Origin of the sequence: Acanthopleuribacter pedis, from assembly GCF_017377855.1 — a bacterium.
Lineage (GTDB): Bacteria > Acidobacteriota > Holophagae > Acanthopleuribacterales > Acanthopleuribacteraceae > Acanthopleuribacter > Acanthopleuribacter pedis.
Map to the genome: position 1 here is coordinate 193572 of NZ_JAFREP010000007.1, position 26989 is coordinate 220560.

Below are 26989 nucleotides of genomic sequence, written 5' to 3' on the forward strand. Positions count from 1 at the left end.
GCGGGGTGGCTGAAAAACGATAGGGATCGGAAAACGTGATGGTTCATTGTAACCGAGCCGGGGGATGACCGCGAGCCCGGAAGTTTTTTCTTATTTTTTCTTGCGTTCTTTGGGGGCAAAAGCTATGATCACGCTTCGCGGCCGCATGTGGCTGCATCCGCGGAAGCTCCGCTTCCCTTAGCAACACCGCACACTTTGTGCGATTTCGAAGGACACCACCGTGGCTAAAGCAAAAAAAGGTAACCGCATTAACATCCTGGTTGAATGCACGGAAGCGCGCAAAGAAGGCAAACCGCCTTCACGTTATTCCACCTCCAAAAGCCGTCGCAATACGCCTAGCCGGTTGGAAATTAAAAAGTACAATCCTTTCTTGAAGCGTCACACCGTTCACAAGGAAGTCCGCTAAGCGCACGTGTTTGACTCAACCAATGGCGATGTGTCCCCGAACATATCGCGCAAAAAAGGATGCCGAGGCATCCTTTTTTTGTGCCCGCATCCGGGTTTTTTTGCCGTCCGCTCCGCGTTTTTCGAGCGGTTTCGCCCTGGTTTTCGTTGAAGGGTCCCATCGGGCGGCCTAGAATGGTAAGGCTTTTTGAAAAAAACACCTGCCTCGGTCGGCCCCTTTCATATTAGGCGTTTTCGGGTTTATCGCGAAACTTCCGACCGCGGCCACAAAAGGTCACTCAATGGAATCATCGCCAGACGGACGTTCTTCCGCGGCGTCGGGAGGGGTCGAGGATGTCGACCTTGAGGGTGTCGTACCCAAGGCCGGCGCAAGTCGGGCGCGACTTTGGTTCATTAAGGTCTACCGCTTTTGCCGGCGCCGCCAACACTGGTTGCCGGTCATCAGTTTTATCGCCGGCGTCTGCAGTTTTTTGTTTGTTGATCGTCAAAAGGAAATGGCGACCGGGATTCTGGTGTTCCTGCTCCTAACATGGCTGTTTTTTGAAGCCGAAGTCTGGGTGTCACAGATCGTAAAGCGGTTTTGGGGCCGTGCGCTACCGGACTTCGTGGTTGGTTTTACCGCGCAAAGCCTGCACCAGGAGACGCTGTTCTTCGTAATTCCTTTTCTGTTTTTTCATACGGCATGGAATACGTCGCACGCGCTGTTCACCGGATTCGTGATCCTGTTGGCCTGCATTTCGGTTTTGGATGCGGTTTATTTCCCGCTGGTGGCGCGCCGCTGGGTTCGCGCGCTGTTACACGGGTTTGTTTCTTTTTTGGTCATATTTGTTTCGCTACCTCAGCTTATGCTTTTAACCACGACCACCAGCCTCGTCATCGCTTGTACCATCATGATGCTGATTACCCTGCCGAGTTTTTTCCGGGCTGTTTCCGGGCACTGGTTCAAACGCGTGGGCACGGCGGTTTGCATCTCACTGGTAATCGGGTTATCGGTATGGCTATTACGCCCGATTATTCCGCCGACCAACTTTCGCGCGACGGTGCTGTACCCCGCCAAATCACTTGATGCGGCCGCGCGAATCGCGGAACCGCTTGAATCCACGACCTTCACCCCCGATTTTTTGGCGGGTGGGATCTACGTTTTTTCGGCGATTCGCGCGCCGCGTGGGTTGGAAGAGCCGATTTACCACACCTGGTATTGGAACGGCAAGCTGACCGACCGAATCGAGTTGCCGATTGTCGGCGGCCGTGAGGCGGGATTTCGTTCGTGGAGCCTCAAAGAACATTTTCCGGCCGAGCCCTACGGTACCTGGCAAATCGTGGTCACGACATCCGCGCAACAGCACTTGGGCGGCACCCGTTTTGAGGTGGTGCGGGGTGATAATGAAGCGGCGGAACACCGCGATATTCCTTTACAAACGCCGCCCGAGCCCGCGCAAACGACGGGGTCGGAGACCCCGGACAGCACGGTGTCGGAGCCGTCTTCCGGGAAAGCGGAAACCCGGCCGGAAACCGCGGGTGTGGACGAACCGAGCGTGTCCACGCCGAATCAGCCCGACCCTGCCGGCGGATCAGACGAGTAAGGCACCGACCGCCGACCGCGGCGCAACCACCACCAACATGCCGGCACATCCGGTGGGCGGCGTCCGGGTTTCGGTGGCCGGATCCCGTTCGGGATGGTGCGTTCGGCATAGGGTTTTGCGCGCGGCCTGCGCTGGCGAGGGCGTTATTCGAAATCCGGCATCGTCAACAAGGCTTTCAGGTATTGGCCATAGCTGTTTTTGGCCATGAGCGCGGCGCGTTTTTCCAGGTCTTCCGCGCTGATCCAACCTTTGTGGTAGGCGATTTCTTCCAAACAGGCAACTTTCAGCCCTTGGCGTTCCTCAATCGTTTGAATGAAGGTTGAGGCGTGGGCCAGGGATTCAAAGGTGCCCGTGTCGAGCCACGCCAAGCCGCGGCCCAGTTTTTGGACCTTTAGCTTGCCCTGCTCAAGGTAGATTTGGTTGACGTCGGTGATTTCCAGTTCGCCGCGCGGTGAGGGCTTGAGGTTGCGGGCGATGTCGACCACGCTGTTGTCGTAAAAATACAAACCCGGTACCGCGAACGGGGACTCCGGTTGTTTGGGCTTTTCCACGATTTTGGTGGCGACCCCGTTGTCGTCAAAGGAAACCACACCGTAGCGTTCGGGGTCGGCGACCCAGTAAGCGAAAATGGTGGCGCCTTCTTCTTGGGCGGAGGCGGCGGCGAGGTCCTTGGTGAAATCGTGACCATAGAAAATGTTGTCACCCAAAATAAGGCAGGCGCCTTCGTTGCCGAGGAAATCGGCCCCGATGGTGAAAGCCTGGGCCAAACCTTTGGGTTCGGGCTGAACCGCGTAGGTGAAGTTGACGCCAAACTGGGTGCCGTCGCCTAACAAACGCTGAAAACTGGAGCTGTCTTCCGGGGTGGTGATGATCAAAATATCGCGAATGTCGGCGAGCATGAGCACCGAAACCGGGTAGTAAATCATGGGTTTGTTGTAGATCGGCATCAGTTGTTTTGAGATGCCCATGGTGATGGGATAAAGACGGGTTCCCGAGCCGCCGGCCAGAACAATACCTTTCATGTGAGCTCCTGTTTGTGCGCTTGGCCCGCTCCCGCGATGGATGAGGTGGCTGAATGGGGGCCACGTGGGCCGGGCCTGTTGGATAGGGGATTCGGCGTCATCATACCGCCGCGTGAAGGCAAGGGCTACCGTTACTTTGCAGATTTGGCCGAGCGGAACAAAGGGGCTTGGCCAAACGGGCGCACCTTTTCGATTTTCGCGGGACTTTTACCTAAGATGCGCGATCTTCCGCGGTGATTTTAGCTAAACCTCTGAACTGAAACGGCCTGTGGAAATGCTCGTCGCACCCGGCGGTGCGGCCTGCCTTCCTCCAAGCCCTGTTACTTCAGATCTTTAGCCAATATTCCTAGTGCTCATCACGCCGCTTCGCTGCGATCTTCGTCTTGCGTCCCGTCGACACTTTGGGTAATGATTGTAAGCTCGTGAATATGCGTTGTTTATGCGGGTTCTGCTGGAAGTATGTGAACGCTTGGTTCCGGGTTGTTCTCGGGTCTTGGCGCCTCAACGCCTTAGGAAATGTGCGTGCTTGCTGTGGACGGCGCTGTTTTGCAGTACAATAATGAAGTCATCCCCCTTTACCATTGACCGTTTGGGTTGCGGCAGCGCCGCTTGGTTGCCGATCCCTATTCCCGGCACGCCGATGATCGTTTCATCCGCCGGGTGGGTCGAACGAACCCACCGCGTGGTTTCCTTGCCGGTAGGTGCTGGAAACGCGCGGAACGGCGCGGGTTTCGCCCCGGAATGGAAGGTGGGGGACTGATACGAATGATGTGAACCCGCGCGGCCGGCCCGTGCTTGGCGCCGTCGGGTTCTGCCGAATCTTCCTGGAGGACAGAATGAGGTTTTGCCGGTTGGGCTTGTGCCTGCTGTTTTTTGCGTTATTACCGCTACAGGCAACCACGGTTGCCGCCGTAAATGTTGCCGATTTGTCGAAAACCGCGACCCATATTTTCGAAGGCCGTTGCTTGGAAATTGAACACATTACGGTGAAAGACAGCCGCGGCGAGGTTGACTTACCCGCGGTGCGCTACACCTTTGAGATTCTTGATTCGCTGAAAGGCAAACAATCCCAAACCTTTGTGTTTCAACAATTGGGGAATGCGGTGAACGGTGTTCACTTTCCTATTTCCGCTGACAAAATCGGTGTTCCCAAGTACAGCAAAGGCGAAACCTACCTGATCTTCCTCGGTGGTCTGAGCAAAAGTGGATTGTGCTTGCCGGTCGGCTTGGCCCAGGGCCTTTTTGTGATTCGCGAACAAGAGGCGTACAACGGGTTTTCCAACGCCCATATTTTTGCCGAGATGAAGGCTTCCGACCAAAACAGTCCCCACCAATCCCTGATTCTGGCCGCCCAGCAAACCCCCCTGCCCAGCAGTGGCAAACGCGCGGAGGGGATTTCAGCAACCGCGCTCAAAGCGATGGTTCGCGATTTGGTGCGTGGTGCCTTTACCGCGCCGACGCGCCTGGGAGGTGACCAATGAGTGTGAAAAAGACCATTGTCCCCCTGTTGCTTCTTTGCGCCGCGCTGCTTATTGCCGGCGGTCCTGTCGAATACCTGCCCGATGGTCGTGGTCTCAAGCAAGACCCCTCGCGACCCTTTGTTTTCCATGTGGAATCGGGTAACTTAACCACCGCTTACAACAACGAAGTCGTCAACCGCTTTACCAACGAGGGGTTTGCGACCTGGAACGCGGTACCCGGCAGCACGTTGCAAATTCAGGCCGGCGCGCAAGACCCGGAAGACATCGCGACTTTGGCGCAACTGAACGCGGCCATCGCGGCCGGGCGCAACACCATCGTCTTTGATGAAGACGGCGCGCTGTTTGAAGAATTTGGTTCCGATAGCCAGGTGTTGGCTTTTGCGTCCCATACCACCGCGCGTTCCGAATACTTGGGTGTGGGTTTTGTTATTTTCGGCGGCCCCGCCATGAGCAGCTTCCAGGATCAAGGCGTGCGCCGTATCATGATCCACGAGTTTGGTCACCTGCTCGGTTTGGGTCACTCCATTGTCAACGGCGATTTGGATTCCAGTGGGCAGCAGTATGAAAGCTTTGGTCGTGCCCCCGCCAACACCGTCGAAATTATGTACTGGGTTGTGAGCAATGGTTCACGGACCGCGCTGCAAACGGGGTTAACCCGCGACGACATGTCCGCCTTTTTGGCGCTTTACGGCACCCATGCCCAGGGCGGTGCCGGGATGTCGGCTGTTTCCGGTCGTGTGGTGATGCCTGACGGCGGTTCCCCCGCGGACGGGGTCAACGTGATTGCGCGCGACCGTTCCGGTGGTTCCGATACCGTGTTCCAAAACGCCGCCTCGCGTATTGCAACGCCGGGTACCGGGACGTACGACATCGGGCTGCTGCCGCCCGGGCAGTACAGCGTCGAGGTGCGTGATATATCCGAAAGCAGTAACGGCGCCTACAGCCCGCCGATTCGTTCGGATCGTCAGGTTCCCGGAAACCGCGTGATTGGTGAATTCCCCGGTCTGACCGAGTTTTACAATGGTGCCGATGAAAGCAGCGATCCCAATACGGACGATCCCAGCACCATGGCGTTGGTGACCACGGTCGCCGATCAAACCACACCCGGGATTGACATCATTTTTAACCGGCTACTGGGTTCAACCGTTCGTGGGACGGGGTTGACCCATGTCAACACCGTCGCCGAGGTGCGCAACGCCGCCGACGGTTCCGAGCAAACCTGGCTCGGTGTGGTAAACAGCCGCGGCGTGCCGGTTTATATTGATGTCTACGGGTTTAACGACAGTGGCGAGGTGATCGCGCGCGCGGCCGACCTCACCTCCATCCCCGCTTTTGGTAAGTTGTGGGTGAACTCGGCCGAGGTTTTTGGTAGCGCGGCCTCCGAGGTGACCTGGATCCAAATCGGCAGCACCGTGCCCCTGGTGGTTTACGCCGAAATCCAAAATGCAACCGTACGTTCGGCCTATCTGGCCGCGGACAGCCGCAACACGCGCACCTTTATGCCGCATATCGCGGTTGATACCACTAACTTTGAAACGGTGTTGTCCTCGGTTAATGTGGGCGATAACGCGGCCGTGACCTCGATTACCCGCCAACCGAACGGCGACGCCGCCGGCATTGACGGTTTGAATCTGGCCTACGGACGTGAGTCGCGGGCGATTCAGGACTATTTCCCTGAACTGGGCAGCGATCAAATTTGGGCGGAAATCAACAGCAGTCAGGCCTCGGTTTCGGCGATGGAGTATTTTACCCGTTTGCCCAACCGCAGCCAGTTTGCCTCCCTGGGGTTGAACGACCAAAGCAGCAATACCCTGCAGTTCTTGCACGTTGCCACCGATACCGGCCAGTTCTGGACCGGCATGGTTTACATTAATGTCGGCACCGGCGCCGCAACCATCACCGAAACCTACTACGATGCTTCCGGCAACGTGATTCGTTCGAGCCAACAGCCACCCCTGGACGCGGGCGGCAAAATCACGCTGCTTTTTGATGCGAACAACCAGGATCGGGTTCCCGCGGGCACCTCCTGGGTAGAAGTATCCGGGGATCAGCCATTAATTGGTTACGAGTTGTTTGGGACACCGGTCACCTCGGCCAACGATACCTTCACCGGGTTGCAGGGCAACACCCAAGGCGGCCAAGAATTGATCTACCCGCATTTCCAAATGCAGGGCACCACCTTCACCGCCTTGGTTGCAACCAACCTCGGCGATAGCGCGGCGAACATTGTTTTTGAGGCGATGTCCGCCGACGGGCGCGTGCTCCAGCGCAGCGCCGCCATGGCCGTCAACGCCAAATCGAAATTTACCGCGGTTTTGGACGGTTTGTTCCCCAACGCGGATACCTTGAGCAACGGGGCTTGGATTCGTGCCGTGGCCGATGGTTCCACCTGGGCCGGTTTCACCTTATGGGGGGATCACTTGGTGCCCGAGCGGAACTACCTGTCGGGTATCACCGCGCAAAGTTCGGCGCAAACCTCCGGCAACCTGATCATGGAAACCAGTGAGCCGCACAATACCTTTGCCACCGCCCAGGTTCTGCGCAAAAGCGGCGACCAATGGAACATTAACGTGGTGGGTAACTTGGACGAGGCGGGCACCTCGCCGGTCAATGTCTACGGTAACGGTTTCAGCGATGATTTCGAGGATATCTACACCTTTACCTTGGACGAACCGACCGCGCTGGTGATTGGGGTTGCTCCCAACAATTCAACCGTCGACCTCGATCTGATTGTCACCAACGGACCCTATGAATCCTTCAGTTTTTACAATGTTTCGGACAACAACTCCTTCTCCAACTCCATGTTCAGTGCAACCGCGACCGGGGACGAAAACGTGGCCCGCGTCTTTCCGGCTGGGACCTACTTCATTCTGGTCAGCTACTTTGACGGCACGGGTACACCGGCGACGGATTACGGGTTGGTTGTTACCGAGGCGCCCTTGTTGTTCGAAACCTTTGACGCCGGTACGGTACCCCCGGGTTGGTCGACCTTGCAATTTACCGACGATGCCGACGGGCAATCCAACTGGACGGGGTCGACCGAATTCGGTTCAACGCTGTTTGGCAACGGGTTGAAGAACGATTCCTTGGCGACGCCGGGCGTTGAACAAACCGGGATTGTGTCCCCGCCCTTTAATGTTCCCGCCGACGGGGTGACCTTGTTCGGTTTTGAAGTGTTATGGGGTTCGGAAGGCGCCAATGCGGCGACGGCGACGGTTGGGGTTGGCACCGTGATCGACGGCCAGTTCAGCCAAGTCGACACCGGCATCGCCTTCCAGACGTCGACCATTGCGACGGCCTATCGCGATACGACCTTAAACGCTTCCTTCTGGTGGCCTTATACCAACGCCAAGCAGGGAAATCGCGCCGGTCTGTCGTTGACGCCGGGCCTGCAAAATACCTCGCTGGCGATTTTCACCCAGCTAACCAACAACGTGTTACACCTGGACAACGTGCGGGTGTTCCATATCCAAACCACGATGAGCGGGAAATCGCGCAAGGGTGGCATGGTGCTTGCCCCGAGCGGGTCACCCAAATACGGGACCGCGGTGCTTGCGCCGGCCAACCTGGAAGTGGTGCCCCAACCCTAACTTCGTGGAAATGCCGAAACACCCCGGGGTGTTTCGGCGGTCCCGTTCGTGCGCCTCGGTGCACGAGCGGGATTCAGTGTTTGCAAGAACCCCGCGTAACGAATGAAACGCGACGTTCAGTGAGGGATGGCGTTCCATGGCGAAGCCAGGCTGGTACCTCGAAAAAAAAGGCAAGTACTACGGACCGTTTTCGCGTCAAAAGATTCAGCAATACTTTGACAGCGGCAAAATAAGCGAGGAAACCAAGGTTTCCCTCAAGGCGGACGGGGCCGGCGCGGTTCCCTTTGCCCAAATCGACAATCTTGCCCCGCCCAAAAAAGCGAAAAAAGCAGCCGCGCCACAACCCAAACCCGCGCCGGGCAAGGCCGAGCCCGCGGTGGCCGGTGCTTTGCCGACCCACTTCTTTTTACAGGAAGCGGATCGTAGCCAAGGGCCGTTTGAATTGGAACAATTGGGTTTGTTGTTTAAAACCGGGAAGATTAAAGGGGATACCCCGGTTGAATATCCGGCTGAAGACGCCGCCGCGGCGGACGTGTCGTCGTTGTTAAATTCCTTCAACAAGCCGGTTGACCGGGTACCGCAAGGACCGGTGCATTTGCTGCAGGGCTCGGAACGCAAGGGGCCTTATGATTTAGCGCGGGTTAAGGCGATGCAGGAGGCGCACCAGATCCATGCGCAAACCCTGATCGATGTTGCAGACGGTGGGCAGGTGGTGATGTCCGCGCATCAATGGTTGCAGCAGATGGAGCAGGCGCGTGGGGCGGTCGAAAAGACGGAAGCGCGCGCCGCGCAGCGGGATGTTTCCCCCGGGGAAGCCGAGCGGCCCGTGCCCAAGCAGGTCGCGGGGTCGCCCGTTAGCCGACCGGTGCCCGCCCGTGAACCGCGCGGGGTTAGGGACTTAGGGCCGCCGAAGCGATCCCCGGCACGTGTTTTTGGGATGTTTCTCATTTTGGCACTGGTTAGCGCGGGAGTGTTCGGCGTGTTTCAAGGTCTGCAGATTTGGCGCGCGAAATCTGGGCCGGAACCGATCCCCGAGGACCCGAAAAGCTTGCGCGCGTTGATGCGAAAACGCGCGTTACCCAATTTCAACGCCCTGGTCCTGCCCGTCGTTCAAAATGCGCTAAACATTCCGTTAAAACAAGTGAAACGCCGCCATTTACCGGAGCAGCCGATTTCTGAAAAAGCCGCGCCCGGCCTGGACTACCAGGTATTTGTGGCAGAAGAGATTCGACGCGAGTCGCGTTTCCGTGTCGACGGCCCCTTCGACTACACCTATCTAACCAATCCCCGCGGTTTCGTCACCGCGATTGTGATTGAAGGACCCAACTTTCACAAACTCTGGGAACAGCAATTTGAAGAAACGGCGTTCGCACCCCAGGCGATGCGCCTGGAAGGGCCGGGCCGGATCATATGGCGCGCTCAGTTTGGCGAAGCCGTGGTGATCGAGGTCCATTGGCAGAAAGCCGAGCAAGGTTACCAGATGGCCTTTATCCTGGTGAAAAACCAGGCCGGTCCTTAACCCGCGTTCATCGCGGGGGCCACGTCCGACCCGTCCTCTGTTGCAGTCCAAACCCTAACCCGCATTTCTCACAAGGAATTCTGCTACAGGGCAACCCATGCGATGACGAGGGGGCGGCCTTCCGCGTTACTCGGTCGAGCCGCCTTCGCCTCAGCTGCTACGCCGATAGGTCGGACCCCGATAGGTCGGACCCCGATTGGTCGGACCCCCGCGCCGGCTCTCGGTCGTAATCTTCGTACGCACAAGGCTTTCAGCTTCTCGCGACGAATCCTCGTGAGAAATGCGGGCTAAGGGTCGAGCGCCGCCCAGATTTGCACATTTCCGGCCGGATCCGCGCATCAACCGGGTTCCGTTTCAGAGGGGAACCCTGTAGTATGGGCCAAACCATCAAGGGCGAAGCGGTTGGCGTGGGATCCTTCCCTGTCCGCCGAACATGGGCTGGAGGAACTATGCGTGTGCGTGGCGCGGGACTAATCATTCGCGACGGTCGGTTACTGGTGTTGGTTTACCACTATCCGAAAGGCGATGTGTACGCCATACCCGGTGGCGGTTTGCACGAGGGCGAAACGCTGGCGGCCTCGGTGACACGGGAGTTCCAGGAAGAATTGAACCTCGACATTCAACTCGGCGCGCTGTTTTGTGTGGCCGATATGATGGCCCAACCCAAAATTCCGCAAACGCTCCATGTCGTTTTTCGCGCGGAGATCCTCGCGGGTGAACCCAAGCTCAACCCCGCGGAGACCAGTGCCGCATCCTTCACCTGGCTACCCCTGGCACAGGTCGGCGAGGTGCGGCTGTATCCGGCCATCAATCGCCAGGTCCTTGAGAATCCCGCCGCCGGTTTGGGCTACATCGGCGAGTGCCAACACCGTGAATGGGCTTAACCCGTATGGCTCACTAGCCCGCATTTCTCACAAGGAATTCTGCGACGGGGCAAGCCATGGGATTACGAGGGGGCGGCCTTCCGCGTTACTCCGTCGAGCCGCCTTCGCCTCAGCCGCTACGCCGATGGGTCGGACCCCGATAGGTCGGACCCCGGGTCGGACCCCGATAGGTCGGACCCCGGGTCGGACCCCGATAGGTCGGACCCCGAATGGTCGGGCCCCTATGCCGCCTCTCGGTCGTAAACTTCGTACACTCAAGGCTTTCAACTTCTCGCGACGAATCCTTGTGAGAAATGCGGGCTAGGCGTTCAGCTTCTCGCGACGAATCCTCGTAAGCGAGGTACCTCAAATGCGGCTTAATTGCCTTGTTTGCGCTCGGCTTTGAGGATTTCTTCTAAATTTTGCAGCCGTTGGTTGAGCTGGGCCGAGCGCTGTTGGAGCCGGTCGAACTGATCGCCGTCCTCAAGTTTTGAGGATTTGCCGCGCTGTTTTTTGGGCAAGTCAACTGACTTGTCGCCACGCTCGATGGGACCGTACTTGGTTTCCAGAACCAACTTGGTGGTTTTGTAGGCGAAAAACATGCCTGCAACGCTGATCAAGAATATAAAGGGAAAAATATCTTCCATTGAGGTACCTCGATTGGTTGGATCCTAAGCGTGGTGCAACCTAAAGCGTGTGATTATGTTGGGTGAAATCGTGCCTTTTCGTTAAAACCTAAAGTGTCCGATTCGGGTGGATGCAATTGTGCAAGTATCGGCGCAGGACGCGCCGAGGGTTGGCGCGAAGGGTGTTGGAAAAAGCGGACCGGGGTCGCGCACGACGCGTACCTGGAAGGTGCGTCGAGCATTTTTACGACACCTTGCAGCCCAACAGGTTGCTCAAGTGCGCCGCCAAGAATCGCTCAATTTAGGTAAAAAAGAAGCGGCTTCTCTCTTCCAATTTAGAAAGGTGCGCGTGACAAGGCAAGAAATGAATTGGAGAAAGAGAAGCCGCCTTAACCCGTGGGGTTTACCCGTGTCTTTTCGGAAGGCTTGATCGGGCGCTGTTCGCTTCGGCCGTGGTGGCGTGCCACGGAAAAAGGCGGGCGGCCTATCTGACAGGTAAACCCTACGGCTTAAGTGGGTTTCGGGACATGGGTCCGTGGTTTAAGGGGAACCCGGCGAGGAGAAGGGGGTGGTGGTCGGTTCTGCGATGCGAACCGCGCCTTGCTCCTGCGCCGGTATTTCGGTGTAGGCTTTGCCGGCAAACCAATTGATGGAAACCCAGGCCGTTACAATCATCACAGCAGGGGCCGCCAACGCCGCGATGAGGACCGCGCCGGCCAAATGGGATAACATAATGTGCCGCCTCAGGGCGCGCGCCTGTTTTGGGCGCGCCGCCGTTTTAATCTTTTTGTTCGGTCGGTTTGATGTTGATTTTCAGATTTTTGAGTTTTTGTAATTCCGCTTCAATGCGCGAGGATTGTTCCAGCTCGGCAAACTTTTGTTCCAAGCTCTGCTCTTCGTTTTGCCCGTAGCCCATGACCTCGGTTTCGGCCTCAAGACGGTCCAAGCGGCGGTTAAACTGCTCAAATTTGTTGAAGGCATCTTGGGTGTTGAGGTAGGAATCGACCTGCTTGCGGTTGCGCGCCTGCTTGTTTTTCGCCTGTAACTCGCGTTGGCGTTGGAAAGCACTGTTGAGCTGAGCTTCCAGGCGTTCGATATCCAGTTGGTACTTGCGGACCACGTCTTCCATTTCGGTGACTTTTTTGCCGGCCTCGGCGGCGCGCTGATCGTAGGTCAGTTTTTGTTCCAGCGCTTCACGGGCCAGATCGTCGCGACCCTTGGTGACGGCAAGGGTGGCCTTGTTCTCCCAGTCCTCGGCGCGCATGCGTAATTCGTCCCGTTCGCGGGACAAACGAATGCGGTCGGCAATGACCTCGGCCGCGGATGATTTGACGCGGGTGAGCGTATCTTCCATTTCGTTGATCATCAATCGGACCATTTTGTTGGGGTCCTCGGCCTTATCCAGCATCGCATTGATGTTGGCGTTAATGATCTCGCCGATTCGTGAAAAAACACCCATGGAAACCTCCGGTAGCAACACACCGCGGCTTAAAGCGAATAGCTTGCCAAAACTTGAAATGGAGAGTTAAGGCTATTTAAATGAATCACTTGGGTCTGTTGTTGTGCTAGTCCCGCGATTGGGAGTTGGCGAATGGTAAAAAGGGCTTGGTGTTTTTCGCAGGAATATGGCGAAAGGTTTTGGTTGCTGAGTGGGGACGTCTCGTTTGCCCGCGCGCAACCGCGGTTTTTAAACTTTCAGTGATGGGGCGGCGGTTGGCGCGGGGCCTTTTCGCTAGCCCGCATTTCTCACAAGGATTCGTCGCGAGAAGCAGAAAGCCTTGTGCGTACGAAGATTACGACCGAGAGCCGGCGCGGGGTTGCGACCATTCGGGGTCCGACCTATCGGGGTGCGACCATTCGGGGTCCGACCTATCGGGGTCCGACCTATCGGCGTAGCAGCTGAGGCGAAGGCGGCCCGACCGAGTAATGCGGAAGGCCGCCCCCACGTCATCGCATGGCTTGCCCCGTAGTAGAATTCCTGGTGAGAAGTGCGGGCTGGATGGTTGCACCATGTTTGTTTTGAATAACTTATAGATAATTCTTGGTTCCTGTTAGGATTGGCTTCTAATTGAATCCTCGCTTGAATCCTGAGCGGCGCAATGACATAATGGACGCGAAATTCCTTGTATGACAAAAAAACCGCTTTGCGGAGGCTTTGAGATGAATGCGGAAGAACGCGAACGCAAGTCTCTGGGTTTGGTGCGAAAATTTGCTTTGGCCTCCGTCGGCGTTGGTGTCGTTGCCGGCCCGGTGTTTGATTTTGTGGCGCTCACCGCCTTGCTGGTCCTGATGATTGAGAAAATTGCCGGGATTTACGGCCGTCCTTTTTATCCCAGCTTGGCCAAGTCCTTGGTTGCCGGTTTACTTGCCGCCGGGGTTCACAATGTGGTCGCTTTCGGGATGCTGGCCTCGCTGCTCAAATTTTTGCCGGTAGTCGGTTGGGGGCCGCTTCTGTTGGTGAGTCCCGCCGCCTGTTTTGCACTGACCACCGCGGTGGGTTCGTTGTTTGTGATGCACTTTGAGTCCGGCGGCACTTTGTTGGATTTTAATGTCGACCGCATGCATGAAGAATTCGGCCGTCGTTTCCGGGAGGGCATGGCCGGGGCCGAGGGCTCGCCGGCGTCTTCCGATGAGCCCGCCGTGGTCCAAGACGCCGATTCGGCCCCCCGGGTGTCATCTGAAGAAACGATTTTAGAATCAGAGGAAGAATCAGCGGTGGAACCTGCTGAAGCAACGGTGGATGAACCCGCTGGAGAAACAGCGGACAAACCGGCTGAAGAAACAGCGGACGAACCGGCTGAAGAATCAGCGGACGAACCTGCTGAAGAAACGGCGGACGAACCGGCTGAAGAAACGGCGGACGAACCGGCTGAGGAAACGGCGGACGAACCGGCTGAAGAAACGGTGGACGAACCGGCTGAAGAATCAGCGGTGGCGCCTACCGAAGAAGCGACGGAGGAACCGGCTGAAGAATCAGCGGAGGAATCGGCTGAAGAAGCGTCGGTCCCGGCCACTTGGGAAATAAAAGACCTGGTGGTCAAGGCTTATCGCCAAACCAGTTATGGCGAAATTTGCGCCGGACCCACCGATGCGGTTTACGGTGTATCGGATCGGGATGCTCAGATATTGCGCGAGGTATTTGCCGTCCACACCGTGGCCGAATTTGCGTCTTTTTCCTGGACCGAGGTGGCCGAAACCTTGTGTGAAGCCGTCGCCCATGCCGACGATCCCAGCTTACCCGACAACACCCTCAACGCCCGTTATTTGGACGCCGACTTTGAAGCGACCCCGCTTCAGGCGTTGCCCAACTGTCCGGTGACCGCGCTCAAGGGGATTGGGGAAAAACGGGCCCAAGCGCTGGATGAGTCTTTCCGTGTCAAAACCATCGGCAAGCTGGCTCAGCTTAAATTTGTCCACATGGCGCGTACCTTGGTGTCCCGTTGTTAAGTCCATGTCCCGTCCTAAGTTGGTTTCCTCGAACGGTGTTTGTGGGTTGGTTTTGTGCCCGTGACCGCCGGTTTTCACCTTGGTTACCCATCCCATTAACACCTAGTAATGAGGTTTATCATGTCTGATACGGTTTCAACAACGCCCTCTCAACAAATGGTACCCGGTATTGAATTGATCGGCCGTGGTTTATGTTTGTGGCCAGGTCAACCCTACGAACTCAAGGCGCATGTTTGGCGGTTGGGTGAGCAACTGAAACAGTTTTCTTGTGTTGATACAGGGCTGTGCTACGGGGTGCCGGATAACATCGAGGTCAACCCGTCGCCGCCCATGCCCAACAACGCGGCCCTGGGACAAACCCAAATTAGCGAGTCTTTCGAACACCTCAGCAAGCAGCTCGAGGTCGACAGCACCGTTGCCGCGGAGGCCGGCTCCTTTTCCGTGGATATGAATGCGTCCCAAATTGCGCAACTCAAAACCGATGAAAAAGTCTCTTACGCGGTGAACCAAAATTTCATTCCGCTTTACGAGATTTACATTCCCGATTTGTATACCTTGGATGATGCCATTTTTGACATCGATATTCCCGTTCCTTTTGACCCCAAACACAAGCGGGAATACGACCGCTTTTTTAACCGATTCGGCACCCACGCGGTAAAACGGGTTTGGGTGGGTGGTCGCGCCATGATCACCTTGGTAATGCGCGAGAGTTCTCAGGTTTCTTCCAATGAAATCCGCCAGGGACTCAATATGAAAACCACCACCGGCTCGGTTTCCGAACAAGAGCACTTGAGCGAGGTTCGCGAGAACCTGAAATCCAACTCCGATGTGGTTGTGATTGGCGAGGGTGGTGACAAATTGAAGCTGGGCGCGCTGCGTTCCCTGAGCCAAGAAGGGTTTGATGCGTGGGTGGCCTCCATCAAGGACAACCCCAAGGTTATCGAAATGGAGTTGGTTGGGATTTGGAACTTGATCGGCGATCCTGACAAGGCGCAGGCGTTGTCCAAGGCCTATCACCGAGCCGTGACCTTCGAGGAAATTTCCTCGCTGTTCTTCAAAGACAACGATCTGTTCATTGTGCGGGGTTCGGTCTATTCGCGCTACGATCTTGAGAAGAACAAGGTGGAGGAAACGGGGGACTACAGCACCTTATGGCCCGACATGCCCGACCGCCTTCATTTTGACGCATCCTTTACCTGGCATAAAAACGATCCGGGTCCGGCCCATCGCCGCAACCGAATCTACTTTTTCAAAGGGCGCGAATTCTTCAGTTTCAACATGGATGACAACGCCATTGAGCCAGGATATCCCAAGCAGATTAATGCGCTTGATGAATACGGTAATCCCTACTGGCCGGGCCTCGAGCTGGGTCATATTGACGCCGCGGTGAACTGGGGCGACGGGACCGCTTACCTCTTCTCCGGGGGTCAGTATGTGCGCATTGATTTGACCGACGGCTCGGTAGACGAATCCTATCCGCGTCCATTGCAACCCTATTGGGCGGGGCTCCCGTTTGAGCGAATTGATGCGGTGGATACTTGGAATGGCAACAAATGTTACTTCTTCCGCGACAACGCCTATGTACGTTTTGATATGACGGAATACCGTGTTGACCCCGGTTATCCCAAGTACCTGCGCGGTAGTTATGTTGAAGATTGGCGTATTGAGTAATGGGTAATAAACGTGAATCCAATGAACAAAAAAGCGACATTCTCTCGTTGTAATGGATAGTGAGGAAGATGATGAGTCAAAAGCAAAAAGAATCGGTCGATGTTGAAGAACGCCAAAAAAAGGCAATGCAAGTTGTTAACCGTTACTCCTTTGGGTCCACCGCGCTTGGTTTACTGCCATTGGGTGTGGTGGATTTGCTGTTGGTCGGAGGGGTCCAGGTCAAAATGATCTCGGAACTCGCCAAAGTCTACGATCTACCCTTTCGCAAGTCGCGGGTGGAAACCCTGATCGCGGTCTTGACCGGGGCTTTGGTTTCATCCCCGATTAATGCGTGCACCGCCAGCCTGGTTAAAATGATTCCGGTGGTTGGCGCGGTCTCCGGTGCGATTGCCGGTGCCGCGACCTCCAGCGTCCTGACCTACGCGCTAGGGGTGGTGTTTGTGCAGCATTTCGAAGCGGGCGGCAACGTTCTGAATTTCGACCCGGAAGCCATGCGCGAATTTTTCCAACAAACCTACGGCGCCGCGAGCGGCGAACGTCCCGTGACCTACGCGGGCATCAAACCCTAACGCGACGGGTTTCGGTTAGGGTGATGATTCGCCGCGGCCGAGGCCCCTGTACCTTCTTCGTGTTGTTGCGAGTTTTTCTGAAGTGGGTTGTGATTCCTGGTTGGTTGCAATCGTGCAGGGATGTCTTCTTTTGTGAGTAAAGGAATTATCTGTACTTGCTAGTAATTTTGAGCGGGCGATTCTTGCGCCTTTGTGATATCTCGCGGTATTTTGCATGGTATAATCCGCTCATCGCGATTCATTCCTAAGTTTCTGTTTCCTTCTCACTGACGACCTGTTCTTGCGATGCATTCTTGGTTTTTGGTGGGGTTCTGAATCGTGTTCGGTCAGTTGGAGGTCTCGGCCTCCCTAACATTTCCAGAATCAGAGGCAAAAAATGACAGACACTCAAGATAATGTAAGCTACGCCAGTCCTCACCAGGAAAAGGCCAACGGCGTCGTGAGCCGCAACGTTCTGTGGGCTGCCGGTGTTGGGTTATTCCCCATCCCTGTTGTCGACTTCGTTGGTTTGACCGCTGTTCAACTCAAGATGATCCACGAATTGTCTGAGCTGTACGAGGTTCCTTTCCGCAAAGATCTCGGAAAATCAATCATCGCCGGTTTGATTGCCAGCGTAGGTGCACCTGCTTTGGCGTTTGGCTCCGCCGGCGCTTTGCTGCGCGGTCTGCCCGTGATCGGACCTGCTCTGGGCTTTTTCGCGTTGCCCGGCTTTGCCGGCGCCCTCACCTATGCTGTTGGCAAAACCTTCACCCAGCATTTCGAGACCGGCGGTAACATGCTGGACTTTGATGTGGCCGGCATGCGTGAACATTTCGCCAAACACTACGCCGCCGGCCAACAACAATTCAACAACCCGCAGCCAGCAGACGCCACAACCTAAATTTGGTTAAAACGCTTCCCCGTAAGTGACCCCTCGCCACGGTTTGCGGAACTGGTGTCCGAACAAAGTGAACCCCGTGTGAATGGCCCATTCACACGGGGTTGCGATTCAAACCGGTGATTCCTTTGAATTGTCGGTCTCATCCCACAAGAAAGCGCTTGAACTCCTCGGAGCCAAGCGCTTTTTTTGTTGTGTCGGTCTCGTTTTTTTGGTCTCTATTCCCGCGTCCCGCTATTCCTGCGTCCCGCCGGACAGCACGATTTCAAATTGGCTGAGGCGGAAGGCCATGATGCCGAGCGGGACCGCCACGAAAAGCGCGAGGACGATCAGCGCGTTGAGCGAGGCGACCCCGGTGGTGATGTCCTGAAGGCTGGGCGTGAAGCGCGGCAAGGGTTCCCAGTAACTGTTCATCATGCGGTAACGAATGCTGACAAACAGTAGGGTTTTGTTGGGCAGGTTGGCGAAGAACCAGTCGATCAGCAGGAACACAATCGAAATGAAGACGGCGGGTTTCTTCCAGAAGGTACCGAACATCGCGATGGTGCAGAGATAACCGGCAAAGCCGAAACAGAGCACAAACATGATGTTCAAGAGATGGGGTAGGGTGGCGAAGAGTTCGTCGATTTGGAACATGATGTTGGCGAGGTAGCTACCTGTAATCGCGGTTATAAGGATCAGCCAGCCGACCAGCATGTGACCGAGCACGCGCCCGGCGGCAATGCCGATGCGGTGGATCGGACGGACCAAGGTGAAGGTGATGTTGCGGGATTCAATTTCCTCGGAAATCACCCCCAACCCCATGGCCAGCGCCAGAACCGGCAGGAAAAAACCTTGGAAGTATTGGCCCAAGATGTCGCGGAACATCCCGTAGGGGCGGGTGTGGACGCCGATATCCGGCGAGAAGTTGACCACCACCCAAAAACCGGCGATGGTGGTCGGGCCCAGGCCGAGGATCAACATGATCCAAAACAACTTACGGGACAGGATGCGTTTGGCCGTGAGTTTGGCGAGGGTTAGGGTGAGGTAGACGGGGTTCAGGTTGGCTTGCGGACCGGCGGCAAGCGCGTGACGGGGTTCGGGGACGGCGGTCGTACTCATGCAAGGCTCCCTTACTTAATGAGATAGTTGAAGACGGCTTCCATATCCTCGTCCTCGGCGTGCAGGCTGGTGATGGCCAGATCTTCCGCTTCCAAAATTTCGTAAAGGTCTTGGAAGAATTGGTTTTGGTGCTGGGTGAAAACCAGGACCCGGTCTTTTTCGTTGGGATCCAGTTCCACCTTGACCACGTGGTTTTTGGCCATGCAGGCGCGCGAGAAGCGGCGCGGATCGCTGACCCGCAGCTCGAGCTGGAGCGGGTGATCCGCCAGCAACTCGCGTATCTCGTACACGTTGCCGCGCGCGCGCAGCGAACCTTGGTTGATGATGATCACTTCCTTGGTGATGTTTTCAACCTCGTGCAAGACGTGGGAACTGATGACCACGGTGACGCCGGTTTCACCCAGTTCGCGCACGATGTCGGCGACCAGGGTACGGCTGGTGGCGTCGAGGCCGCTCATGGGTTCATCGAGAAAGAGCACCTTGGGTTGGTGGGCCAAGCTCTGGGCGATGCGTAGCTTTTGGCGCATGCCCTTGGAATACCCGCTGACGCGGCGTGTGCCCGCCTTGGTCAGATCAAACAGGCCGATCAACTCGTGGGAGCGTTTGTGGGCGTCGCGGTGCGGCCAACCTTGGAGTTCCAGCATTGCCGTCAAAAACGAGGGGCCGCTCAATTCTTCCCACAGGCTGTCTTGTTCCGGGCACAAACCGATGTGGTGGAACAGGCCGGGGTTGTTTTGGAAGCGCTGACCCAGGATGTGCACGCTGCCCAGGCTGGGCTCCAGTTGCCCGCTCATCAACTTAAGCAGGGTGGATTTGCCCGCGCCGTTGGGGCCGAGCAGGCCCGAAACGCCGGGACCGATGGTGAGGGAGACGTCGTTGAGGGCCGAGACGTCGCCGTACCATTTGGAGACCTTGTTAATTTCAATGGTGTGTCGGCCTTGTTGTTGAAATGCTTCCATTAGCTCACCACCGCTACAGGTTCGATTCGGCGTGACAAAAACACCATGGCGGCGACCGTGTAGGCCGTTACCATCACGCTTTGCCAAAAGAGCAACCCGCCGTCGGCTGCTTCTTGGGCCAGCAAGGCGTCGGCAATACCTTTGATGGAATCGCTCCAGCTAAGTGCTGTAATAAAATCGCTTGCGCCCATCAGTTTGCTGATCAGGAGGGGAACCAACTCGACCACCATCAGAAAGCCGAAAAACAGCACCGAGGTGCGGGTACTGCTGGTTTGAGAGGCCGAAAAAGCCAGGATGACGGAGCCATAGGTCACCGTGTACAGCAGCCAAAAGGCCGTAATGATGAAGGGGACGTACCAGGCTTGGCTGATGTATTTCATAAAGTCCGGGGTGACCACCAGACCGGTAACCAGCATGATCGCGCTGGGGACCAGGGTGGCCAATGCCATGATCAAGCCGATGGCGAAGAATTTGCCGAGGATGTAGTCAAAGCGGGTTACCGCTTTGGAAAAGTAGATTTGCAAGGCGTTGGCGGCTTTGTCCTTGGAGATCAGTTGGGCGCCGTAGATGATCATGGCGATGAAGGCAAACGCCGCGGTGGGGTTGGCCAGCATGTAGGCGTGCCACCAAATTTCCGGGTAATCCAAGTTGAGTCCCGCGAAGGCCTCGACGAAAGGGGCGATGGCCGGTACCGAGCGCAGGTTATCGGCTTGCAGGCGCAGGACGGTGATGCCGAAACAGCCCAGGTAGTAAAACAGGAACAGCGAGAAAAAGAAAAATTTGGTTTTTTTACCCGACGATTCGAAGAGGTTGGCCAATCCGGCCTCGCCGATCAGGAACCAGGGCGGCGTTTGTTGTTTGCGTTCGCCTTCCCATTTGCGGTAACCCTGCGAGTAAATTTCACTCTTGGCTTCCATCTTGACCTCCAATCGCCACGTGTTTGCGGTAGATCTCTTCGACCGTGAAGGTGCGCGGTTTCATTTGGCGAATTTGAATTTCCGCCGCGCCAAGGTGTTTGAACAAATCACGGGCACGGTAGCCCTCGCGCAGGGTGACCTCAAAAACCGGTTCGCGCTTGTGAACATGGCCGACCTTGAGCCCTTGTTCTTGTAAAATGGCGGCCGCTTTTTGCACGTCGCCCGCGACCCGCAGGCTGAAGCGGTCGGCTTGACCGGCGCACAGGTCCTTGAGGTAACCGGAACACTTAATTTGTGCTTGGTCCATAATGACGATGTAATCCGTACAGCGTTCGACATCGCGCATCAGGTGAGAACTCAGTACGATGCAGCGATCTTCGATTTCCGCGATCTGGCGAATCAGGTCGAGCATTTCCTCGCGACCCTCGGGATCGAGCCCGTTGGTGGGTTCGTCCAAAAACACCAGGTAGGGATCGTGGACAATCGCTTGGGCCAGTTTCAGCCGCTGGCGCATGCCCGTGCTGTAGGTGCTCAGATCACGGTAACGGGCCTCGCCGAGGCCGACCAGGTACAGCACTTGGTGGGCGCGTTTGAACGCCTCGCGTTTGGGTAACCCGTTGAGTTGGGCCGCGTAGGAGACGTAACGCACCGCCGTGAAGCCGGGAATCAAACATTCGCTTTCGGGCATGTAGCCCACGTATTGGCGAATGCGGCGGTCGTTGCTTCCCAACTGGAAATCCAGGAAGCGACCGCTGCCGCTGTCGGGCGTGATCAAACCGAGAACCGCTTTAATCAGCGTGCTTTTGCCCGCGCCGTTCGGGCCCAGGAGACCGACCGCCGCGTTGGGCAAACTTAAGTTGATGTTGTTCAACACTCGGTTTTTGCCGTATGAGACCGAGAAGTCTTTGATTTCTAGTAGCAACCAATCACCTCGTCGTACTTGGTTTGATGTCGGTCGTCAGTCCGGCTTGCACGCCAAAGGTCTGCCGAGCATCGAGGGGCGTGACAAAAAAAGCACCTGATGGAAAAAAGAGACGCCATGCTGCTCCGATCACATAAAAATGGGGATGGGTAGGAAGGGATGGAATAAAGTCGGCCGGTTACGCCGGGGTCCTTGATGGGCGTTGAATCGGCCGTGTTGGTCGGCACGGCGTGATTGCCGCTCAAGAAGGGACAGGGGGCGAAACACCGGTCACCGTGGTTAAGTCTGTACCCGGGAAATGCATACGCCCATCATAGCAAAAAGGATTAGTGCGATGTTTTGCCAAAGTGGTTTGGCGGGGCGAATCGCCCAGCGCGCAAGGCGTTCGGGCCGGGGGTCGGTGCTGAAAACTCGAGGTGAGGCTTGGTGCGGTCGTTTCTTTCATCGCTTAAGGGATATTTACATACTAACTTATCGGCGCTGGTTTTAATGGGTTTGTTGTATGTTTTTGATGTTGTTGAAAGGTTTACGTGAATCAATGTGAGTATTTTAATATCCGCGTGTTAATGCTGACACGTACGCTGAAACACGATCATTCGATGGTTCAGACAAAGCTTTGTTTAACTTAATCACATACTCTTTTTAAGCCACAGGAGATTGCTCATGTTTGTTGCTTTGACAAGCTTGTTGACCGCGCTTGTAACCGCCCCGCCCACCGCTTTACCCGCCGCTGTTTCGGCAGAATCCGCACCCGTTTCACAAACCCAAGCCGCTGTTCCCAATGCGGTTGTGTCCGATCCTTTGGGGGTCCCCACAACCGGCATTTACTACATCATGCCCGAGTATTGGAATCCCATGGGGGATCAGTTCTTTCGCTACCCTTTCCCGCGTGGCAAGGGTTAATCATCCGCCCTTCTTTCATGGATCGCATCAATCATGATCTTCAAAAATAACATCCCATCATAACCAAAAATTGGTTGCGAAGGGGACGCAACTTTGCGGCAAACGTTTCGGCGTTTTGCCGCTTTTTTTTATGGGTTCTCGGCTGGGTAGGCTTTTTCAAAAAAAGCGAAAAACTCGGCCGGTAACCGCACCGCGGCTTTGGTTCCTTGGCTAAACAGATGTTTGGATGTGCCGGTGAACAGCAGTTGGTTTTCCTCGCGGTTGCGAATTTCGTATTTGAATTGAATCAGCTTGGGTTTCAACACCGCGATGCCCGTTTTGATATACAGTTTTTCCCCATAACGCGCCGGGGCACGGTAGCGGCCGGTGAGTTCCGAAACCATCAGGTAATAACCCGCCTCTTCCAGCACGTGGTAGGGCAGACCCAGGTGCTCGCAGAAGTTGATACGGCCCATTTCACAATAAAGTAGGTGCGAGGCGTGGTGAATCACGCCCATTTGATCGGTATCGGCATAGCGCACGACAATTTCGGATTCATGCCAACTCATGGTGACGCCTCCAGGGGCGTGGTTTGGCCCGTGCGATCCACCGCGATGTAGCGGTCCGCGCGGTAGAAAATTAACGCGGGCAGGGCACATTCGCCGCGCCGCGTGCGCAGGATCGGCGTGGCCCGGCCCGCGCGGTAAATGGCGAGTTGTTCGCTGTCGACCACCGCCACCTCGCCGTTTTTCAACACGGGGACCACTGAAAAACTCGGTTGCACCTTGGTTCGCGGCGAACCGCTGTTGGAGGTGGAAAGCTTTAGGTGCAAGGGCATCTCGCTGAGTTTGATCGTTTGATTGCTCGGTTGTCCGTAGTTTTCTTGGAGGAAATTTAGCGTCACATCGGTGCGACCCGATTTCCAGGCCGCCATCATGTCGCGCCAACCGTCGCTGAACCCAATCAGCCACACGCCGTCCGCGGCCGCGAGCAGCGGACTGTAGCGATTGAGCCCTGGAACGCGGGTTTTTTCACCGAACCTGTCGGGATCGGCCCAGTTCACCTGGGAAACCCACTGGTCGTTGGGGGCGCCCAACCACAGCGTCTGATTACCGATGGTGACCAACCGTAAATCGTCCTTGGTTTGGGCCCGTCGGACCTTGCCGGTGCTCGGTCGCCAAACCAGGGTTTCGCCTGATTTGGGTTGGTAAACCAGCCAAGAGCCACCGTTTCCGTTGGTGATCAGCGGAAAGCGGCCGACCAAACCCTGGAGCGCACCCGTGGCCGGGACCGCCGCGGTGAAGTCGTACCAAATTGGGACGGCCAAGCGCTGCCAGCGGTTTTGGTGCAAGACGTGGAGTGCGTCCCGGCTCAAAAAGGCCGGACCCTTCACCCACGGCAATTCAATCATTAAGGGCGGCGCGGGTGGATCGGGAAGGGGCGTGCGGCTTCCGTCCACAATGAGGTAGAACTGGAACCCATCCTTATCGCGAATGATCAAGCCGTCGCCTACCGCGGTGATCAGTTGTGTTTGCGCAAGCACCTGGCGGATCGGTTCAGCGGCGGGATTCAGCACCACCAGGTCGTCCGCTTCCTGGAAAAACACGCGGTCCCCGCGCGGAATGAGCGCGCTTTCCCCGGGCGACAGCCACAGGCAACACAGGAGGAGCAGGCCGGCGGTCACGGTGACACCTGCTGGAGGAACCAGTGGTCCTCACGGCGCCACGCCAGCCAAAGGCGGTCGCCGTTGTGAATCGCCCGGTGGAAGGCTTGGTGCGCCACGTTTTCGGGGTTTTTTTCGAAGCTACCGTCCGGCTTGCTGAGGTAAACGCGGGCGTCCCTGCGCGCATCGGAGATCAGGAGTTCTTCAAAACCGTCTTGGTTGCGGTCGGGGACGGGCAGCATCGCGACCGGGCGGCGCGGCTTATCGTCGTCCTTGGAACCTTTGAATGTGAATTGGCCGAGCGTGGTTTTGCTTGGTTCAAAAACCACCGTATCGCAGTGGAAGTTGGTGAATCCGCGCAGGCGCGACATCGCATGGGCCGTGAGTTGGTTGGCGACCGTGAACACCAGCAGGCGCGGTGTCGGCGCCCTATCCAAGAGCAGGTGTTTGACCAAAATGCCTTCGCCGGCGGCGAGGCGACGGCCGTCCGTCGTATCCAGGTGCCAACCGAACTGGTTGAGTTTGCCAAACTCCCCGCCGTAACTCAGCCAATAGGGTTCCTTTTGGTTGGAAAGCCAGATGGGCACCACTTGTTCCAGGCTCCGGGTCGCGGGCAAGGGCGTCTCGCTTGCGGTGAGGGTGATCTGTTCAGCGCTTTTGTCAAAGGTAAGCACCTTCACCGCGGCGGGTCCGGTTGCATAGAACAGCGTGCCGCGCTGCAGAAAAACCGGTTGGAGGAACTGCTGCTGGTCGGGGTCGTCGTTTTCCGGCATGGGGACGGCGGTTGTTTCAAAGCGTGGGCCGTCTTTTTCCAGGGCAAGCACCAGCAGGCGGTTGCCGTTTTGGATCAATGTCCAACGCCGTGAGAGCAAGGCGAAGGACGGGGCGATCAGACAGGGGTGGGTGTACTTTAGCGGCGTTTTAAAGGGGATGAGCTGCTGATCGGGGACCAGGCGTCCCGCTTCCGGGCGCAGGCTTACCAAACCCTCGCGGGTTATGCCGTAAAGCGTTTGCCTGCCGTCACCGGTGATAAAAAGCAGTTCCGTCGCCGGCGTGTAGGCCTTTTGTTCGCCGCTGTGCCAGGGTTCCGGTAAGGCGCCGTCGGGTTGACGGACCCACCAGATGCCGTCGGCGGGGGTTAAACAATGGGTCGGCGTGGCGTGCCCGGGGAGTTTGAGCGTGGTTGGCGGTTGTTGGAGCAGCAGCAGCAAGAGGCCGAGCCACATCACGCTTCCTTTTTCAGCAGGTGCGCTTTTTTCTTTTTGCGGGGACGGGCGCAAATGCCGAAGGCTTTTTTGTGCTTGAGCCCGACAAAAATGCGGGTGGGTTCGCGGTAGGACTCAAAAATGTAGTCTTCGAATTTGCCGATACGAATGCTGACGCCGGGGTAAACGCGCGAGGCGATGAGTTCCGCCTGCATCACGTAAAAACGCGGATCTTCCAGGTGCTTGCGAATCGCCTTGCCTTTGGTTTTGGCCAGTTTGTTGTTGATCGAAACCGCGTGTTTCCAAAAGTGTTTTTTGGTGCGTTGCCAGGATTCGTGGAGCAGGGGCGGGGCCAGTTCAATTTGGGTGTGGGTTTGTTCCGCGTCGCCGACGATGGCGAAGCCGATGTGTTCGCAGACGCGAATGATGCCGCCCACCAAGCGGGAATCTTCGCCGAACGCCACCATGTGTTGCATGACGTAAACCGCGCTTTTGATGCAGTGGTGTTTGAGGAACAGGTTTTTACCCGCTACCACGTGGGCGTTTTGGATCTGGCCGACGCTGAGGTTGGCGCGGGCGAACACGCCGGGTTCGCGGCAGTCGCTGAGGGCGCCGGTGATGAGCAGGTTACCGCGGCAGCGAATGTGGCAGTCGCGCACGCTGCCCTGGATGCTGAGATCGCCGTCAACGTAGAGGTTTTTGACGCCTTCCAAATCGCCGATGATGACCAGGTGGCCCTTGTGTTTCAGGCTGCCGCGTTGCATGACCTCGGTGGCGATCAGGCGGGTGTGGTGTTGGGCGGTGGGTTGTTCCTGCCAGATGTGATTGGGGACGAAATCGTTGAGGGTTTCGTCGCTGATGTCGGAGAGATCCTCGAGTTCTTGGGTGTTCAGGCGGGGTAAATCGCGCACGGAAATGGGGCACTGCAAGACGCCGTAGGCGCCGATGGCGCGGGCCTCGTCGAGGGTTGCCTCGTTGGGATCGTCGCTGAGCAACCAAATAGGGAACTCTTTGTGCATTTCACGCAGGGCCTGCACCAACACCGGAACCGGCATATCGGTGAGACCGGTTTCGATCAAAACGATACCGGGTTTGAAGGTTTCGAATTTAGGCACGCCTTCCATACCGGAATGGATACAGGCGGCACGAAACCCGGCGCGCTCCAAAACAGTTTTGACTTGTTGGGCCTTCGCGGTATCGCGGTGGATGACCAAGAAGCGATTTGAATCGAGCATGAATCACATCTTTCTTTATTTCAGGTCGATAGGGGCAAGGGGCGGAAACAGGGAGCGATGCGGGGTCGGGGCGGTCTCTACGGAAAAACAGATTTATTTTAACGGAGGCCGGGGCAAAAACCAACCGCAAGCTTGGCGGAGGATGGATCAAGCGGTCGGGGAGCAGGGTTTGGCCGGGTGTGGGGTGATCTTGTTCACAACAGCCTCACCTGAGGGCGGGTTTGCGGCGGGCTTCTGCCTCGGTGGGATCGCCGGCCATTGATGCAGGCGCAACCGCTTGAATCGCGGCCCCGCGTGTCGGGTAAGGAAAAAGGCCGCCGGCGGGTCCTGCCGGTGCACCCTTCCGGGGGAGGGCTGTCGCGAGCGGTGTTGTACAGCCTGTTTGCGGTTCGGTGTTTGGTGGTTCCTACCAAATAGTGGGTGGGGACCGCTTTAGCCCGCATTTCTCACAA

General features: G+C 56.7%; 23 protein-coding genes. 11 read left to right on the forward strand and 12 right to left on the reverse strand.

Translation table 11 applies throughout. The features are described 5' to 3' along the window. The first annotated feature begins 220 nt into the window (after nucleotides 1-220). Together rpmG and J3U88_RS10030 are read left to right on the forward strand one after the other, a co-directional pair. Nucleotides 221-406, forward strand: coding sequence for a 50S ribosomal protein L33 (rpmG, locus tag J3U88_RS10025; protein ID WP_207858546.1), 186 nt, complete (start codon nucleotides 221-223; stop codon nucleotides 404-406). A gap of 280 nt (nucleotides 407-686) precedes the next feature. Beyond that, the gene (locus J3U88_RS10030; RefSeq protein WP_207858548.1) at nucleotides 687-1988 is read left to right on the forward strand and encodes a DUF5924 family protein; all 1302 of its coding nucleotides are present in this window, start codon (nucleotides 687-689) and stop codon (nucleotides 1986-1988) included. Nucleotides 1989-2131: 143 nt separating this feature from the next. Here the strand turns inward: J3U88_RS10030 and rfbA are convergent, their stop codons facing one another. Beyond that, the gene (gene rfbA / locus J3U88_RS10035) at nucleotides 2132-3010 is read right to left on the reverse strand and encodes a glucose-1-phosphate thymidylyltransferase RfbA (protein ID WP_207858550.1); all 879 of its coding nucleotides are present in this window, start codon (nucleotides 3008-3010) and stop codon (nucleotides 2132-2134) included. A gap of 836 nt (nucleotides 3011-3846) precedes the next feature. Here rfbA and J3U88_RS10040 point away from each other — a divergent pair. The 4 genes from J3U88_RS10040 to J3U88_RS10055 all read left to right on the forward strand — a co-directional run bounded on the left by J3U88_RS10040 (nucleotide 3847) and on the right by J3U88_RS10055 (nucleotide 10484). Further along, entirely contained in the window at nucleotides 3847-4491 is a 645-nt protein-coding gene (locus J3U88_RS10040) for a hypothetical protein (RefSeq protein ID WP_207858552.1), read from the forward strand. Further along, nucleotides 4488-8081, forward strand: a complete 3594-nt coding sequence (locus J3U88_RS10045; RefSeq protein ID WP_207858553.1) for a hypothetical protein — start codon at nucleotides 4488-4490, stop codon at nucleotides 8079-8081. Before J3U88_RS10040 ends, J3U88_RS10045 begins: the two co-directional genes overlap by 4 nt. A gap of 136 nt (nucleotides 8082-8217) precedes the next feature. Further along, complete coding sequence (locus J3U88_RS10050; protein WP_207858555.1) at nucleotides 8218-9600, forward strand: DUF4339 domain-containing protein; 1383 nt, start codon at nucleotides 8218-8220, stop codon at nucleotides 9598-9600. Nucleotides 9601-10049: 449 nt separating this feature from the next. Next, nucleotides 10050-10484 carry an NUDIX domain-containing protein gene (locus J3U88_RS10055; protein WP_207858558.1) on the forward strand — a complete coding sequence of 145 codons (435 nt, stop codon included), beginning with the start codon at nucleotides 10050-10052 and terminating at the stop codon, nucleotides 10482-10484. A 356-nt stretch (nucleotides 10485-10840) separates the two neighbouring features. Here the strand turns inward: J3U88_RS10055 and J3U88_RS10060 are convergent, their stop codons facing one another. From J3U88_RS10060 to J3U88_RS10070, 3 genes are all read right to left on the reverse strand, one after another. Continuing rightward, nucleotides 10841-11110: a hypothetical protein gene (locus J3U88_RS10060; protein ID WP_207858560.1), complete on the reverse strand. Its 270-nt coding sequence runs from the start codon at nucleotides 11108-11110 to the stop codon at nucleotides 10841-10843. 519 nt (nucleotides 11111-11629) lie between these two features. Beyond that, nucleotides 11630-11821, reverse strand: coding sequence for a hypothetical protein (locus J3U88_RS10065; protein ID WP_207858562.1), 192 nt, complete (start codon nucleotides 11819-11821; stop codon nucleotides 11630-11632). A 46-nt stretch (nucleotides 11822-11867) separates the two neighbouring features. Next, entirely contained in the window at nucleotides 11868-12548 is a 681-nt protein-coding gene (locus tag J3U88_RS10070; RefSeq protein WP_207858569.1) for a PspA/IM30 family protein, read from the reverse strand. 701 nt (nucleotides 12549-13249) lie between these two features. Between J3U88_RS10070 and J3U88_RS10075 the strand changes: the two genes are divergently transcribed. The 4 genes from J3U88_RS10075 to J3U88_RS10090 all read left to right on the forward strand — a co-directional run bounded on the left by J3U88_RS10075 (nucleotide 13250) and on the right by J3U88_RS10090 (nucleotide 17656). Beyond that, nucleotides 13250-14536: a hypothetical protein gene (locus J3U88_RS10075; RefSeq protein ID WP_207858571.1), complete on the forward strand. Its 1287-nt coding sequence runs from the start codon at nucleotides 13250-13252 to the stop codon at nucleotides 14534-14536. Between the two features lie 120 nt (nucleotides 14537-14656). Next, the gene (locus tag J3U88_RS10080) at nucleotides 14657-16207 is read left to right on the forward strand and encodes a hemopexin repeat-containing protein (protein WP_207858573.1); all 1551 of its coding nucleotides are present in this window, start codon (nucleotides 14657-14659) and stop codon (nucleotides 16205-16207) included. A gap of 71 nt (nucleotides 16208-16278) precedes the next feature. After that, complete coding sequence (locus tag J3U88_RS10085; protein ID WP_207858575.1) at nucleotides 16279-16776, forward strand: YcjF family protein; 498 nt, start codon at nucleotides 16279-16281, stop codon at nucleotides 16774-16776. Between the two features lie 376 nt (nucleotides 16777-17152). After that, nucleotides 17153-17656 carry a YcjF family protein gene (locus J3U88_RS10090; protein WP_207858577.1) on the forward strand — a complete coding sequence of 168 codons (504 nt, stop codon included), beginning with the start codon at nucleotides 17153-17155 and terminating at the stop codon, nucleotides 17654-17656. Between the two features lie 231 nt (nucleotides 17657-17887). Here the strand turns inward: J3U88_RS10090 and J3U88_RS10095 are convergent, their stop codons facing one another. From J3U88_RS10095 to J3U88_RS10110, 4 genes are read right to left on the reverse strand one after another with little or no spacing between them, the layout of a single operon-like run. Continuing rightward, nucleotides 17888-18754, reverse strand: coding sequence for an ABC transporter permease (locus J3U88_RS10095; RefSeq protein ID WP_207858579.1), 867 nt, complete (start codon nucleotides 18752-18754; stop codon nucleotides 17888-17890). Between the two features lie 11 nt (nucleotides 18755-18765). Then, the gene (locus tag J3U88_RS10100) at nucleotides 18766-19713 is read right to left on the reverse strand and encodes an ABC transporter ATP-binding protein (protein ID WP_207858581.1); all 948 of its coding nucleotides are present in this window, start codon (nucleotides 19711-19713) and stop codon (nucleotides 18766-18768) included. Then, nucleotides 19713-20630, reverse strand: a complete 918-nt coding sequence (locus J3U88_RS10105) for an ABC transporter permease (protein ID WP_207858583.1) — start codon at nucleotides 20628-20630, stop codon at nucleotides 19713-19715. The genes J3U88_RS10100 and J3U88_RS10105 overlap by 1 nt, the downstream gene beginning before the upstream one ends. Beyond that, a complete protein-coding gene (locus J3U88_RS10110) occupies nucleotides 20614-21552 on the reverse strand; it encodes an ABC transporter ATP-binding protein (protein WP_207858585.1) in 939 nt (312 codons plus the stop codon). The genes J3U88_RS10105 and J3U88_RS10110 overlap by 17 nt, the downstream gene beginning before the upstream one ends. 663 nt (nucleotides 21553-22215) lie before the next feature. Between J3U88_RS10110 and J3U88_RS10115 the strand changes: the two genes are divergently transcribed. Beyond that, nucleotides 22216-22455 (forward strand): hypothetical protein, encoded by a 240-nt coding sequence (locus J3U88_RS10115; RefSeq protein WP_207858587.1) that lies wholly within the window; start codon nucleotides 22216-22218, stop codon nucleotides 22453-22455. A gap of 128 nt (nucleotides 22456-22583) precedes the next feature. Here J3U88_RS10115 and J3U88_RS10120 read toward each other — a convergent pair whose 3' ends face one another. The 4 genes from J3U88_RS10120 to J3U88_RS10135 are packed head-to-tail and all read right to left on the reverse strand — an operon-like array spanning nucleotide 22584 to nucleotide 26537. Next, nucleotides 22584-23003 (reverse strand): acyl-CoA thioesterase, encoded by a 420-nt coding sequence (locus J3U88_RS10120; RefSeq protein WP_207858589.1) that lies wholly within the window; start codon nucleotides 23001-23003, stop codon nucleotides 22584-22586. Beyond that, nucleotides 23000-24118 carry a hypothetical protein gene (locus tag J3U88_RS10125; RefSeq protein ID WP_207858591.1) on the reverse strand — a complete coding sequence of 373 codons (1119 nt, stop codon included), beginning with the start codon at nucleotides 24116-24118 and terminating at the stop codon, nucleotides 23000-23002. The genes J3U88_RS10120 and J3U88_RS10125 overlap by 4 nt, the downstream gene beginning before the upstream one ends. Then, nucleotides 24115-25323, reverse strand: coding sequence for a hypothetical protein (locus J3U88_RS10130; protein WP_207858592.1), 1209 nt, complete (start codon nucleotides 25321-25323; stop codon nucleotides 24115-24117). The genes J3U88_RS10125 and J3U88_RS10130 overlap by 4 nt, the downstream gene beginning before the upstream one ends. Continuing rightward, entirely contained in the window at nucleotides 25323-26537 is a 1215-nt protein-coding gene (locus tag J3U88_RS10135) for a FapA family protein (RefSeq protein WP_207858594.1), read from the reverse strand. Before J3U88_RS10135 ends, J3U88_RS10130 begins: the two co-directional genes overlap by 1 nt. Nucleotides 26538-26989 lie beyond the last annotated feature (452 nt).

Bases quoted from the DNA above. Each gene is read 5' to 3' on its own strand.
- J3U88_RS10130 (WP_207858592.1), bottom strand. From the start codon at position 25,323: ATGTGGCTCGGCCTCTTGCTGCTGCTGCTCCAACAACCGCCAACCACG.
- rfbA (WP_207858550.1), bottom strand. From the start codon at position 3,010: ATGAAAGGTATTGTTCTGGCCGGCGGCTCGGGAACCCGTCTTTATCCC.
- J3U88_RS10070 (WP_207858569.1), bottom strand. From the start codon at position 12,548: ATGGGTGTTTTTTCACGAATCGGCGAGATCATTAACGCCAACATCAAT.
- J3U88_RS10135 (WP_207858594.1), bottom strand. From the start codon at position 26,537: ATGCTCGATTCAAATCGCTTCTTGGTCATCCACCGCGATACCGCGAAG.
- J3U88_RS10055 (WP_207858558.1), top strand. From the start codon at position 10,050: ATGCGTGTGCGTGGCGCGGGACTAATCATTCGCGACGGTCGGTTACTG.
- J3U88_RS10065 (WP_207858562.1), bottom strand. From the start codon at position 11,821: ATGTTATCCCATTTGGCCGGCGCGGTCCTCATCGCGGCGTTGGCGGCC.
- J3U88_RS10080 (WP_207858573.1), top strand. From the start codon at position 14,657: ATGTCTGATACGGTTTCAACAACGCCCTCTCAACAAATGGTACCCGGT.
- J3U88_RS10105 (WP_207858583.1), bottom strand. From the start codon at position 20,630: ATGGAAGCCAAGAGTGAAATTTACTCGCAGGGTTACCGCAAATGGGAA.
- J3U88_RS10050 (WP_207858555.1), top strand. From the start codon at position 8,218: ATGGCGAAGCCAGGCTGGTACCTCGAAAAAAAAGGCAAGTACTACGGA.
- J3U88_RS10085 (WP_207858575.1), top strand. From the start codon at position 16,279: ATGAGTCAAAAGCAAAAAGAATCGGTCGATGTTGAAGAACGCCAAAAA.
- J3U88_RS10100 (WP_207858581.1), bottom strand. From the start codon at position 19,713: ATGGAAGCATTTCAACAACAAGGCCGACACACCATTGAAATTAACAAG.
- J3U88_RS10115 (WP_207858587.1), top strand. From the start codon at position 22,216: ATGTTTGTTGCTTTGACAAGCTTGTTGACCGCGCTTGTAACCGCCCCG.
- J3U88_RS10045 (WP_207858553.1), top strand. From the start codon at position 4,488: ATGAGTGTGAAAAAGACCATTGTCCCCCTGTTGCTTCTTTGCGCCGCG.
- J3U88_RS10030 (WP_207858548.1), top strand. From the start codon at position 687: ATGGAATCATCGCCAGACGGACGTTCTTCCGCGGCGTCGGGAGGGGTC.
- J3U88_RS10060 (WP_207858560.1), bottom strand. From the start codon at position 11,110: ATGGAAGATATTTTTCCCTTTATATTCTTGATCAGCGTTGCAGGCATG.
- J3U88_RS10120 (WP_207858589.1), bottom strand. From the start codon at position 23,003: ATGAGTTGGCATGAATCCGAAATTGTCGTGCGCTATGCCGATACCGAT.
- J3U88_RS10090 (WP_207858577.1), top strand. From the start codon at position 17,153: ATGACAGACACTCAAGATAATGTAAGCTACGCCAGTCCTCACCAGGAA.
- J3U88_RS10040 (WP_207858552.1), top strand. From the start codon at position 3,847: ATGAGGTTTTGCCGGTTGGGCTTGTGCCTGCTGTTTTTTGCGTTATTA.
- J3U88_RS10095 (WP_207858579.1), bottom strand. From the start codon at position 18,754: ATGAGTACGACCGCCGTCCCCGAACCCCGTCACGCGCTTGCCGCCGGT.
- J3U88_RS10075 (WP_207858571.1), top strand. From the start codon at position 13,250: ATGAATGCGGAAGAACGCGAACGCAAGTCTCTGGGTTTGGTGCGAAAA.